The sequence below is a fragment of the Pseudopedobacter beijingensis genome (assembly GCF_042678145.1).
Classification (GTDB): domain Bacteria; phylum Bacteroidota; class Bacteroidia; order Sphingobacteriales; family Sphingobacteriaceae; genus Pseudopedobacter; species Pseudopedobacter beijingensis.
In genome coordinates, this window is the sequence record NZ_JBHUDG010000018.1 from 21,974 (window position 1) to 35,319 (window position 13,346).

7 protein-coding genes are annotated in these 13,346 nt (G+C 36.8%); 5 read left to right on the plus strand and 2 right to left on the minus strand.

Features of this window, described 5'->3' with window-relative positions:
* Positions 1-3: 3 nt before the first annotated feature.
* Positions 4-1,650: a ribulokinase gene (locus ACFSAH_RS11660; RefSeq protein WP_379662917.1), complete on the plus strand. Its 1,647-nt coding sequence runs from the start codon at positions 4-6 to the stop codon at positions 1,648-1,650.
* 93 nt (positions 1,651-1,743) lie between these two features.
* Here the strand turns inward: ACFSAH_RS11660 and ACFSAH_RS11665 are convergent, their stop codons facing one another.
* Positions 1,744-2,412, minus strand: a complete 669-nt coding sequence (locus ACFSAH_RS11665) for a superoxide dismutase (RefSeq protein WP_379662918.1) — start codon at positions 2,410-2,412, stop codon at positions 1,744-1,746.
* A gap of 14 nt (positions 2,413-2,426) precedes the next feature.
* Positions 2,427-4,163 carry a phospho-sugar mutase gene (locus tag ACFSAH_RS11670; protein ID WP_379662919.1) on the minus strand — a complete coding sequence of 579 codons (1,737 nt, stop codon included), beginning with the start codon at positions 4,161-4,163 and terminating at the stop codon, positions 2,427-2,429.
* A gap of 554 nt (positions 4,164-4,717) precedes the next feature.
* On the opposite strand from ACFSAH_RS11670, the gene ACFSAH_RS11675 reads away from it, so the two are divergent.
* The 4 genes from ACFSAH_RS11675 to ACFSAH_RS11690 all read left to right on the plus strand — a co-directional run bounded on the left by ACFSAH_RS11675 (position 4,718) and on the right by ACFSAH_RS11690 (position 13,322).
* Positions 4,718-6,937 (plus strand): NADP-dependent isocitrate dehydrogenase, encoded by a 2,220-nt coding sequence (locus ACFSAH_RS11675; protein WP_379662920.1) that lies wholly within the window; start codon positions 4,718-4,720, stop codon positions 6,935-6,937.
* Positions 6,938-7,106: 169 nt separating this feature from the next.
* Positions 7,107-7,475, plus strand: a complete 369-nt coding sequence (locus tag ACFSAH_RS11680) for a hypothetical protein (protein ID WP_379662921.1) — start codon at positions 7,107-7,109, stop codon at positions 7,473-7,475.
* Positions 7,476-7,613: 138 nt separating this feature from the next.
* Positions 7,614-8,756 carry an efflux RND transporter periplasmic adaptor subunit gene (locus tag ACFSAH_RS11685; RefSeq protein ID WP_379662922.1) on the plus strand — a complete coding sequence of 381 codons (1,143 nt, stop codon included), beginning with the start codon at positions 7,614-7,616 and terminating at the stop codon, positions 8,754-8,756.
* Positions 8,757-8,783: 27 nt separating this feature from the next.
* The gene (locus ACFSAH_RS11690; RefSeq protein ID WP_379662923.1) at positions 8,784-13,322 is read left to right on the plus strand and encodes an efflux RND transporter permease subunit; all 4,539 of its coding nucleotides are present in this window, start codon (positions 8,784-8,786) and stop codon (positions 13,320-13,322) included.
* The last annotated feature ends 24 nt before the right edge of the window (positions 13,323-13,346 follow it).

Consider the following 13,346-nt stretch of genomic DNA (forward strand, 5'->3'; position numbering starts at 1 on the left):
AGCATGACGATTCAAAAGTTAGTGATAGGTTTGGATTATGGTACCGATTCGGTAAGGGCTTTGTTGGTTGATGCCCTTACCGGAAAGGAACTTGCCAGTGCCGTACATCCTTATAGAAGATGGAAAGAAGGTAAATATTGTGATGCCTCTCTTTCTCAATTCAGACAGCATCCTTTGGATTATATCGAAGGAATGGAAAACACCATCCAATCTGTAGTAAAGCAGGTAGGAGAAGCAGTAGCTGCAAATATTAAAGGTATTGCTATTGATACTACAGGATCAACTCCGGTAGCGGTTGATAAGCAGGGGACACCTTTAGCTTTGTTGCCTGAGTTTGCCGAGAACCCTAATGCTATGTTTGTATTATGGAAAGACCATACCGCTAACAAGGAAGCAGATGAGATTAACGAGCTTTCGGGAAAATGGGCTGTTGATTTTACCAAATATTCAGGTGGGTTGTATTCATCAGAATGGTTTTGGGCAAAACTGCTTCATATTACCAGAAAAGACGATCAGATTTATCAGCATGCTTATTCATGGGTGGAGCACTGCGATTGGATGCCTGCTTTATTAACTGGAGTAAATCGCCCGGAAGATATTAAAAGAAGCAGATGTACAGCCGGACACAAAGCCATGTGGAATGAAGAGTTTGATGGTTTGCCGTCTGAAGAGTTTTTGGTAACCTTAGATGCTCGGTTAAAAGGACTAAGAGATAGATTGTATAAGGATACTTATACTTCTGATACCTGTGCAGGAACAATAACAGCGGAATGGGCAGAAAAATTAGGTTTACCTAAAGATGTAACAGTTGCAGTAGGAGCATTAGATGCCCATTTTGGAGCAGTAGGTGCCGATATTGCGCCTTATACTATGGTAAAAGTAATTGGTACATCTACCTGCGATATGGTTATTGCACCATTGGATAAGCATAAATCTCATTTGGTAAACGGAATATGCGGACAGGTAGACGGTTCTATTACTCCGGGATTTTTGGGATTAGAAGCCGGTCAATCTGCATTTGGTGATTTATACCACTGGTTTAAAAACCTATTGTTTAATCCGATGAAAAAGTTGATGGGAGATTATGTGGATGAGGAGAAGCTGAACGAAATAGATGGAAACATCCTGAACTTTCTTTCGGCAGAGGCCAGTAAACTACCGGTAACACCAAACGATGTGATTGCTTTAGATTGGATAAATGGCAGACGTACTCCAGATGTTAATCATCATTTAAAATCGGCCATATTTAACCTGTCTTTATCCACTGATTTTATTTCTGTATTTAAAGCTTTTGTAGAAGCAACGGCTTTTGGAGCAAGAGCTATATCAGAACGTTTTAATAACGAAGGAATCAATATTGAAAGTGTGATAGCAACCGGAGGGATTTCAAAAAAATCGGAATATGTGATGCAAACGCTGTCTAATGTGCTAAATAAGGAAATAAGAATTGCCAGTAGCGAACAAACCTGTGCTTTAGGTGCTGCTATGTTTGCAGCAGTATCGGCAGGGATTTATCCTACTTTAGAAGAAGCCCAGCAAAAGCTGTCTGCAGGATTTGATAGAGTGTATAAGCCAGAACAAGATAAAGTGGAAGTATACAATCAGCTTTATCAAAAATACCTAAAACTGGGAGAGGTAACTCTTGATTAAAATACAATAACCACAAAGGACACTATGAACGCAGAGATGTATCGAATCTTTGAGAACTTAGTGCCCTTTGTGGTTTTAAACTTATAGCGTTTTTTATTTCTTAGCCTCAGCGTATCTTCTGCTAACTTCTGTCCAGTTAATTACGTTCCAGATATTGCCCAGATAATCTGCTCTTTTATTTTGATATTTTAGGTAATAAGCGTGCTCCCATACATCAATACCTAAAATAGGGGTACCTTGTGTAGATATAAAAGGCATCAAAGGATTATCCTGATTACCTGTAGAACTAACTTGTAGCTTACCATCTGCATTTACAAGAAGCCATGCCCAACCAGAACCAAATCTTTTAACAGCAGCATCGTTTATTCTTTTCTTTAATTCGTCTAAAGACTTAAACTGTGCATTAATAGCCTGAGTTAATTCTGCTGAAGGAGCAGTGTTCTTTTCAGGGGTTAATATAGACCAGAACAATTCATGATTGTAATGTCCACCTCCGTTATTTCTAACAGCGGCATTGTTCTTGTTTAAGGATTTTAATACTTCTTCAATACTTTGTTTTTCGGCAGGAGTACCTTTTACAGCATCGTTCAGGTTTTTAACATAAGTAGCATGGTGTCTGGAATAGTGAATTTCCATAGTTTGTGCATCAATGTTTGGTTCCAATGCATTGTATGCATACGGAAGTGGTTTTTGCACAAACTGGGCAAATAAACTATGACCTGCCAATAAAAAGGCTCCTAAAATGAATGATTTAATTTTCATAACGATTTCTAGTTTTATACATTTAAATCTGCCATAATATTACTTATTTTCTCTTCCAGTTTAGCATCAACAGCATTAAAATCATTTTTATTTGACAAAGGCTCGTTAATACTGCAATAAAATTTGATTTTGGGTTCCGTTCCTGATGGACGGGCAGAAATAATACTGCCATCAGCAGTTACAAATTGTAATACATCTGATTTAGGTAATTCTATAGGTTTTACCTCGCCAGAAAGCATGTCTTTCTCCTGTCTCAGCGTATAATCTTTAAGAGCTACAACAACAGAACCCCCCAGACTTTTTGGAGGATTGTTTCTGAACCTTTCCATCATTGCTTGAATTTCTTCAGCTCCAGATTTTCCTTTTTTGGTGATAGATACCAGCTTTTCTTTATAGAAGCCGTATTTCACGTACATATCAATCAATGCATCGTATAAACTGCTTCCCTGATCTTTATAAAAAGCTGTCATTTCAGCAATAAAAGCACATGAAACAACCGCATCTTTATCCCTTACAAAATCGCCAACCAAATAACCGTAACTTTCCTCGCCGCCTACAATAAACTTTTGTTTACCTTCTAATTGGGTCATAATTTGCCCGATGTATTTAAATCCGGTAAGTGTATTGTAACAAGTAACATTCTTATCAGCAGCAATTTTATCAATAATATAAGAAGTAACTATGGTTTTTGTAATGTATTCGTTTCCGGTAAATTTCCCTTTCTTTTCCCAGGCTTCCAGCATATAATGGATTAAAAGAGCGCCTGTCTGGTTTCCGTTAAGTAATACAAACTCATTATTATGGTTTTTAACAGCAATACCCACCCGATCTGCATCAGGGTCGGTAGCCATAACCAAATCAGCATTCACTTCATCTGCCTTTTTTAAGGCTAGCGTAAGTGCTTCTTTTTCTTCTGGATTTGGATAGACCACGGTTGGGAAATTTCCATCAGGTGTGGTTTGTTGATCTACCAGAATAATGTTTTCAAATCCAAACGCATTTAAAGCTTTAGGTACCAGGGTAATCCCTGTTCCGTGAATAGGTGAGAAAACTATTTTTAAATCTTTTTGGCGTTGTATAGCCTCTGGAGAAACACTTAAAGAATGAATTTTCTGAATGTAAAGTGTATCCATATCCTCACCCAACAGTTCTATATTGGCTGGGTTTGCGGTAAATTTAACTTCATCTATAGATTGGATATTTCCCACTTCATCCATTACCATTTTATCATCAGGGGCAACAAACTGACCACCATCTGCACCGTAAGCTTTATATCCGTTATATTCTTTTGGATTATGAGAGGCCGTTAGCATCACTCCGCTTTTACATCCCAGTTCTCTCACCGCAAAAGATAAAAGGGGAGTAGGTCTTAGTTCTTTGAAAAAATATACTTGTATGTTGTTAGCAGAAAGTACATCGGCTGTTATTTGCGCAAAATAATCAGACTGATTACGGCTATCATGCGCAATAGCTACTTTTATTTTCTCGTTAGGATACTTCTTGTTCAGGTAATTTGCTAATCCCTGAGTGGCTATACCAATGGTATATTTATTTATACGGTTAGAACCTGGACCCATTATACCACGTAGTCCACCTGTACCAAATTCAAGACTTTTATAAAAAGAATCGGTTAATTCTGTATACGAGCCGGAGTCTAAAAGATCCTGTATTTTCTGTTTAGTTTCAACATCGTAATTTCCATTTAACCAAATATTGATTTTGTCTTGTACAGACTTGTCTAGTGCTTCCATATTTTTAGAACGTTAAAGCTTCAAAGTTAATAAATAGATAAAATTATACAGATAAATAAAACTCTGCATCATTAGAATTAAAGTCTAACTTCAAAAGTAAAAAATCGTGGCAAATAAATTTAATTTTCTTAGTTCTATCATGAAAAATATAAGAAATGCTACTCAATGTGTATAAGAAGTAGGAGGAATATCTTGTGTTTTATGAATAAGACTTTAGTCAGGTTTTTACCTTAAGCCTTTAGTTAGATGGTTTTGTATATAAAAAAGTGATCACTTATTGAACTACCATGATCTGGAAATTTTTAGTGTAAATAAAAATATTTAAATTCTTGTAATAAAGCTATTTATTTATTGTTATTTGAATATTTTGTTTCTTTCAAAAATACTCACCCTCAGGTTGGTGTATACGTCGTTATTTACTTAAAAATAACTGTATTATTACTTGCTTTTTATGTGCCTTTTAGCGTTTAATTACTATATTTAGGCGCTTTTACAAAAAGCACTCATAAAATAGTATAAAAACGTATTATACCAGAATAATCATAATTAAAACTATGTCGAACAAATCTAAAATTATCTACACAAAAACAGATGAGGCGCCAATGTTGGCAACCTATTCATTTTTACCCATTGTACAGGCTTTTACAGCTTCTGCAGGTGTTGATGTAGAAACTAGAGATATTTCGTTGGCCGGAAGAATCCTGGCTAACTTTCCAGAATATTTAAAAGACGATCAAAAAATTGGTGATGCTTTGACAGAGTTAGGGCAATTAGCAACCACACCAGAAGCGAATATTATCAAATTACCTAACATTTCTGCTTCTATTCCTCAGTTAAAAGCGGCTATAGCAGAGTTGCAGGCTGATGGATATGCTATTCCTAATTATCCGGATGATGCACAAACTGAAGAAGAAAAAGCAGTTAAAGCAAAATATGCTAAAGTTTTAGGTTCTGCGGTTAACCCGGTTTTACGTGAGGGTAACTCAGACAGAAGAGCTCCTAAAGCAGTTAAGAATTATGCAAAAGCTAATCCACATTCAATGGGGGCCTGGTCTGCAGATTCTAAAACTAAAGTTGCACACATGGATGCTGGAGATTTTTATGGTTCAGAGAAATCAGTAACCGTAGAAGAAGCTTCTCAGTTTAAAATAGAATTTGTTGCTACAGATGGTGCGGTAACCGAATTAAAAGGTCTTGCGCCTTTAAAAGCAGGTGAAGTTATCGATTCATCGGTAATGAGCTTGTCGGCTTTAAAAGCATTTGTTGCAAAAGCTAAAGCAGAAGCCAAAGCGGCTGGTGTGTTATTATCTGCACACTTAAAAGCAACCATGATGAAGGTTTCTGATCCTGTTATTTTTGGTGCTATTGTAGAAGTTTATTTTGCAGATGTGTTTGCAAAATACGGACAGCTATTTAAAGATTTAGGTGTTAATATTAATAATGGCTTAGGCGAGGTGTATGCTAAAATAGCAGGACAGCCACAAGAAGCAGAAGTAAAGGCTGCTATTGATACTGCTATTGCTGCTGGTCCGGATTTGGCCATGGTAAACTCTGATAAAGGAATTACCAATTTACACGTCCCTTCTGACGTTATTGTTGATGCTTCTATGCCGGCAATGATCAGAACTTCTGGTCAGATGTGGAATAAAGAAGGTAAACAACAAGATACGCTTGCTATTATCCCAGATCGTTGTTATGCTGGTATTTACGTAGCTGTAATAGAAGATTGTAAAGCAAACGGTGCTTTTGATCCGACAACAATGGGATCTGTGCCTAACGTAGGTTTAATGGCTCAGAAAGCAGAAGAGTATGGTTCTCATGATAAAACTTTTCAGGCTGTAGCAAACGGTGTTATCCGTGTAGTTGATGCTAATGGTAAAGTGTTTATGGAACAAGCTGTTGAGGCTGGTGATATTTTTAGAATGTGCCAGACTAAAGATGCACCTATACAGGATTGGGTTAAGTTAGCGGTAAACAGAGCTCGTTTATCTAATACACCTGCTGTTTTCTGGTTGGATGAAAACAGAGCGCATGACAGAGAAATTATTAAGAAAGTAAATAAATACTTACCAACTTTTGATACTACAGGATTAGATATCCGCATTTTAGCACCAACAGAAGCCTGTAAGTTCTCTTTGGAAAGAATCAGAAAAGGAGAAGATACTATTTCTGTAACAGGTAATGTATTGCGTGATTATTTAACAGATTTATTCCCAATTTTAGAACTGGGTACATCTGCAAAAATGCTATCTATTGTTCCTTTAATGAATGGTGGAGGTTTATTTGAAACCGGCGCAGGTGGTTCTGCTCCTAAACACGTAGAGCAATTTATTCAGGAAGGTTATTTACGTTGGGATTCTTTAGGTGAGTTTTTAGCGCTACAAGCTTCATTAGAGCATTTGGCGCAAACACAAAATAATCCTAAGGCACAGGTTTTAGCAGATGCTTTAGATGAGGCCAATGCCAAATTCTTAGCTAACGATAAATCTCCGGCTCGTAGAGTAGGACAAATAGATAACCGTGGATCTCATTTCTATTTGGCTTTATATTGGGCAGAAGCTATGGCAGCACAAAAAGCAGATGCTGAGCTGGCAACCAGATTTGCATCTTTGGCTAAAGCTCTTGCAGATAACGAAGCAAAAATTAATGAAGAGCTGATTGGAGCACAGGGAAAACCACAAAATATAGGTGGATATTATTTCCCTAAAGACGAGTTAGGTAGTAAAGCTATGAGACCAAGTGCCACTTTAAATGCAGCTTTAGCAGCATTGTAAGCGTTGCTATATTATATTAGAAGAAGCTGTTTAAAAGTTAAATGTATCTGTTATGTTTATGACAGGAAACTTTTAGACAGCTTCTTTTTGTTTGTACAAACAATCAATAGATTGTCATTTATCTTCTTACATACCTCAGCCAAGCGGTAATTAAATATATTTGCCGCGTATGTTTTTAAAACTGTTCCATTTTTTAGCACTTTTTGGGTATCTCAATATCCTCGTTTATGAGGCTGGTTGTAATACTATCCAGAATGGACAGTCTTTATTTGACGGAGATTCGTTGATAGAGTTTGTATTAAATGACGTACTAGATATACCTGTAAAACAAAATAACCCAGATAGTGAGGTCATGTATGATGACTATCGTATTTTTCATTCCGGGATTTATGTTTTGCCTGTATTATTTTTGATAACAGCTTTCTTTTTTGGTCTGTTGCCATTTATAATTAAAAAAGAAAGTCACCCTTTTTATCGAAATAAAAGTATTTGTCTGCCAGGATATTATTCTTTTTTATTTCGATATAAACCCTTCTAGATTTATTTCTTCAGTCAATTCTAATAGACATTGCGTAGGCTATTTGTTTACGTAAGCTATCCCTTTGAATTTATTATTCACACAACTATTAATATTTATTCTGATTTGATAAGTCAGAATTGAAACACTTTGTATTTAATGAAAGCTAATACTATTATGCAATTATTTATTGCATCTTTTGGGATTTCTTTGGTTTCTTCGTGTACAGTTAACAGCACAGAGAAAAATCCGGAACAAGAAACCAGACTTATTCCTGTTAGTCCAATCATCTCTCTGGATACAATTATCTATAACGATTATATAGCCGACATTCAGGCTGTAAAAAACGTAGAGCTGAGATCCAGATTAACAGGATTTTTAGAAAGGATTTATGTAGATGAAGGAGCAACCGTTAAAAAAGGGCAAATCTTATTTAAAATAAATGATGCCGAATATAGTTCAGATTTAGCCAGAGCAGAGGCTGCTTTAAATAATGCTATTGCAGATGCAAAAACTGTAGAACTTGAAAAACAGCGAACGGTTTTACTTGTCGATAAAAATATTGTTTCTAAAACAGAGCTCGAGTTGGCTAAAGCCAGATTTAAGGCAGCACAATCTAAAATAGAAGAGGCCAGATCTTTATATCAATTGGCAAAAACAAGATTGTCACAAACTTTAATAAGAGCACCTTTTGATGGAATAATAGATAGAATTCCTTTAAAAGAAGGCTCTTTATTAGAAGAAGGAGCTTTATTGACATCTGTTTCTGATTTGTCTTTGGTGAACGTATATTTCGATATCTCAGAAAAAGAATACCTCAACATAGCTACAGATTCTTTATTTGATAAGAATACATTTAAAAAGAAAGTAACGCTAACCTTGGCTAATGGAAATGTTTATCCTTTTGAAGGAGTTGCAGAGTTTGCAGAAAGTGAGTTTGCAACCAATACGGGATCAATTTCTTTAAGAGCTCGTTTTAAAAATCCAGAAGGTTTACTGAAACATGGTTCTTCTGGTAAAATAAATGTACCCATAGAAACCGGAGAAACGTTGGCTGTTCATCAAAAATCAGTATTTGAAATACAAGACAGAACCTATGTTTATAAACTGGATAATCATAATAAGATTAAGATGACTTCATTCAGAGCGGGGCAAAGAGTAGGACATTTCTATTTGATAGATGAAGGACTTGATTCTAATGATAAAGTAGTTTTTGAAGGAGTTAAAGGGCTTAAAGATGGAATGAATATTCAGCCTAATCACTTGAAATCAGCTGACGTTTTGGGTAAATCAAGAATTTAATTGAAGAACAGGGAAATTTAAAAACTTATGTTTGAGAAATTTATAAAACGACCGGTTTTATCGCTCGTTATATCTCTTTTTATAACCTTATTGGGAGGTTTGGCACTTTTTACATTGCCAGTAACCCAATTTCCGGATATCGTGCCACCATCGGTAGTGGTAACAGCAAATTATACAGGAGCAAATGCCGAAGTGAGTACCAATGCAGTGGCTATTCCACTGGAAAAAGCGATAAATGGTGTGGCAGGAATGACATATATGAGTTCGGTGTCTACCAATAACGGTACGACATTAATTCAGGTTTTCTTTAAAGTAGGTACAGACCCGGATATTGCCGCTGTTAACGTTCAGAACAGAGTGACTACTGTTTTAGATGAATTACCTGAAGAGGTAATTAAAGCAGGTGTAACTACAGAAAAAGAGGTGAATAGTATGTTGATGTATCTGAATGTCTTTAGTGATGATAAAACCGCTGATGAACGCTTTATATACAACTTCACGGATATCAATATTCTTAAAGAACTAAAACGTATAGAAGGTGTTGGTTTTGCTCAGATTATGGGTTTACGTGATTATGCGATGCGAGTTTGGTTAAAGCCAGATCGTTTGGCAGCCTATCAGATTTCTAGTGAAGACGTTATAGAAGCATTAAGAAAACAAAACGTAGAAGCAGCGCCGGGACAAACCGGAATTGGATCGGATAAGTCCATCAATATGCAACAGTATGTATTGCGTTATCCTGGAAAGTTTACTAAAGAATCTGAATATGAAAATATCCCAATCAGAGCCAATGCAGACGGATCTATTATCCGTGTAAAAGACATCGCTGATATTGAGTTTGGATCTCTGGATTACGAGATGGTTTCTAAAACAGATGGAAGACCTTCTGCTTCTATTATGTTAAAGCAATTGCCCGGTTCCAATGCACAGGATGTGATTAAGAATGTAAAGGATAGGATGGCAGAATTGCAAGAGACTTCTTTCCCTCCAGGCATGAAATACACCATGGGTTATGATGTTTCTAGATTTCTGGACGCGTCTATTTCTAGTGTGGTAAAAACCCTGATAGAAGCCTTTATCTTGGTTTTTATAGTTGTATTTATCTTTCTTCAGGATTTTAGGTCGACATTGATTCCTGCTTTAGCAGTGCCAGTATGTTTAATTGGAGCATTGTTTTTTATGCAAATGCTGGGTTTCTCTATCAACTTATTAACCTTATTCGCTTTGGTACTGGCTATTGGTATTGTTGTGGATAATGCTATTGTCGTCGTCGAGGCTGTTTATGCTAAAATGGAAGAAGAACATTTGCCACCAATGCAAGCAACTATAGCAGCGATGAACGAAGTTGGAGGAGCGGTTGTTGCTATTACTTTGGTAATGTCGGCAGTATTTGTTCCGGTAGCTTTCTTGTCTGGTCCGGTAGGTATTTTCTACAGGCAGTTCTCGTTAACATTGGCATCGGCTATTGTTATTTCTGGAATTAATGCATTAACCTTGACACCAGCTTTATGTGCTATTATTCTACGTTCGCCACACGATAAACCAGAAGCAAAAGGTTGGTTAGCTAAATTCTTTAAGAGATTTAATAAAGTATATGATAAAACCGCTAAAGGTTACGAAGGTGTTTTGACAAGAACAGCAGGTCGTAGGACACTGACTTTTGGATTGTTAATTGGATTTTTTGTAGCGACCTGGGGGATGAGCAGATTACTTCCATCTGGATTTATCCCGACAGAAGATCAAGGGATGATTTATGTTAATGTGACGACTCCACCCGGAGCGACTGTTGATAGAACGGAAGCTGTATTGACGGAAATAGATAAGCTTAGCAGAGAAATGAAAGCCGTAGAAACGGTTTCTACATTAGGAGGATATAGTTTGGTGAACGAGGTTTCCGGAGCGTCTTACGGTATGGGAATGATTAATTTGGTAGCGTGGGAAAACCGAAAAGAATCTGTAGATGATATTATTGCTGAGCTGAAAAAGAAAACTGCACACATAGTGGATGCGGATATAGAATTTTTTCCTCCGCCAACTGTTCCGGGCTTTGGTAACTCTTCGGGTTTCGAGTTAAGAGTATTGGATAAAACCGGTAATGATGACTTAAATGCTACTTCCAATGTTTTGAAGAAGTTTATTGAAGACTTGGAATCTACGCCAGAGGTAGGAAATGTTTTTACTTCTTTTGATGTGAATTTCCCCCAGTACGAATTGCATGTAGATTACGACATGGCGGCAAAACAAGGGGTGTCGGTAGAAAATGCAATGGCAACTTTACAGACCTTAATGGGAAGTTACTATGCTACTAACTTTATCCGTTACGGACAAATGTATAAAGTGATGGTACAAGCTGGTCCTGGATATCGTGAAAAGCCAGAAGATGTACTAAAACTGTATATCAAAAATGAACAAGGAAAAATGTTGCCGTTTTCTTCTTTCATTACGATGAAAAGAGTTTATGGTCCAGAACAGATTACGCGTTACAATATGTTTTCGTCGGCCATGCTAAATGGTGATGCAGCCGAAGGTTACAGTAGTGGCGAAGTGATAGAAGCGGTAGAAAAGGTTGCTCAAAATCTTCCGCAGGGTTATGATATTGAGTGGACAGGGATGACCAGAGAGCAGATTATATCCGGGAATCAGGCACTTTATGTATTTGCCTTATGTTTACTTTTCGTTTACCTAATATTAGCAGCGCAGTACGAAAGTTTCTTGTTGCCTTTACCGGTATTATTGTCACTTCCGGCAGGAGTTTTTGGCGCATTTTTCTTCTTGAAGATATTCGGGTTGGAAAATAATATCTATGCGCAAGTTGCACTGGTGATGTTGATAGGACTATTGGGTAAAAATGCAATCCTGATTGTAGAATATGCTATTTTAAAGCAAAAGCAAGGAATGAGCTATTTACAAGCGGCCATAGAAGGAGCGGTTGCGCGTTTAAGACCTATTTTAATGACCTCTTTTGCTTTTGTAGCGGGTTTAATTCCGTTGATGTTTGCTAGTGGCGCCGGGGCTTTAGGAAATCGTTCTATTGGTGTAGCATCAGTAGGAGGTATGTTGATTGGAACAATTATCGGTGTATTGGTTATCCCTGGTTTATATGTTTTATTTTCTAAGAACACGAAAAAGAAGAAAGCAAAAGTTATTATGGCAGCACCTCTGGTTTTATGGCTACTTGGAGCATGTTCTGTTAAAAATGATATTAAAGAGCATAAGCACCAGGTAGTTCCTCAAAACTTTAAGGAAGAGTTGACAGATACAATTACTGTAGCTACGGTTCCCTGGAAGGAGTTGTTTAAAGATGAAAATCTGATAGCATTAATTGATACTGCTTTGGTTAACAATAAAGACCTTAAACAGGCATTGTATCGTATAGAACAGGCAAAAGCCAGATTAAGGTTAAAGAAAAATGTGATGTTACCCAATCTGAATGTAGTTGCTGATGTCGGTATCACTAAATATGGGTTTTATACTATGGATGGGATAGGTAATTATGATACAAACTTCTCCGATAATCTAAAAGCAAATGAAAAACTGCCGGATCCACTTCCTAATTATTTTCTTGGATTACAGACATCCTGGGAGATAGATGTTTGGGGAAAGCTTAAGAGTCAAAAAACAGCAGCTTTGAACGAATTTTTAGCCAGTTACGAAGGCCAAAATCTTCTACAAACAGAATTGGTAAGTCAGGTAGCTTCCGCCTATCTGGAGTTGCAAAGTCTTGATGAAGAATTGAGAGTATATAATCGCAATATAGATTTACAACAGAAGTCTTTAGAGGTTATAGAAGTTAAAAAGGAAGCGGGAAAGGCCGATGAATTGGGAGTGCAACAGTTTAAAGCCATAGTTTCTAACTCGAAAGCTAAGAAAGAAGAAGTTTTACAGCAGATACAGTTTTTGCAAAATCATATCAGCTATTTATGTGGCCGGTTTGGGGAAGAGGTGAAAAGAGAAAAAACTATTGTTCAGGACGATTTATTTGAGCATATCCAAGTTGGATTACCCACTCAGCTTATTGCTAACAGACCAGATGTAAGGCAGGCCTTATTAAGCCTGAAAGCTGCCGGACATGAGGTAAAGTCTGCGAGAATGGCTTTTTTACCTACAATAGCTTTATCACCTTATATAGGCTTACATACTTTTGATATCGAAAAGTTTTTTGATGTTAAATCATTGACCTGGGGATTGTTAGGTGGTATAACGGCACCTGTTTTTAATCAGCGCGCTATCCGGTCTGATTACGAATACTTTAAAGCATCTTATGGTTTGGCTTTTGAAGATTATGAAAAAACGGTCTTACATGCATTTAGAGAAGTGAAAGATGGTGTTTCTGCAGATGAATATATTCGTAACCGTAAAAGGTATATGCTGGAAGAAACTAAAGCTTTACGATTATCTGTTGCTGCTGCACAGGATTTATTTATTGCAGGTAGAATAACTTATTTAGATGTATTAAATGCACAGAAGAGTGTAATAGATGCTGAAATTAGTCAGATTACGGTACGTAAAGAATTGTTACTAAACCAAATTACTTTGTATAAAGCATTGGGTGGTGGCTGGAGGTAATTAATCTCTATAAAAACTGAAATA

Bases quoted from the DNA above. Each gene is read 5' to 3' on its own strand.
- ACFSAH_RS11660 (WP_379662917.1), top strand. From the start codon at position 4: ATGACGATTCAAAAGTTAGTGATAGGTTTGGATTATGGTACCGATTCG.
- ACFSAH_RS11665 (WP_379662918.1), bottom strand. From the start codon at position 2,412: ATGAAAATTAAATCATTCATTTTAGGAGCCTTTTTATTGGCAGGTCAT.
- ACFSAH_RS11670 (WP_379662919.1), bottom strand. From the start codon at position 4,163: ATGGAAGCACTAGACAAGTCTGTACAAGACAAAATCAATATTTGGTTA.
- ACFSAH_RS11675 (WP_379662920.1), top strand. From the start codon at position 4,718: ATGTCGAACAAATCTAAAATTATCTACACAAAAACAGATGAGGCGCCA.
- ACFSAH_RS11680 (WP_379662921.1), top strand. From the start codon at position 7,107: ATGTTTTTAAAACTGTTCCATTTTTTAGCACTTTTTGGGTATCTCAAT.
- ACFSAH_RS11685 (WP_379662922.1), top strand. From the start codon at position 7,614: ATGAAAGCTAATACTATTATGCAATTATTTATTGCATCTTTTGGGATT.
- ACFSAH_RS11690 (WP_379662923.1), top strand. From the start codon at position 8,784: ATGTTTGAGAAATTTATAAAACGACCGGTTTTATCGCTCGTTATATCT.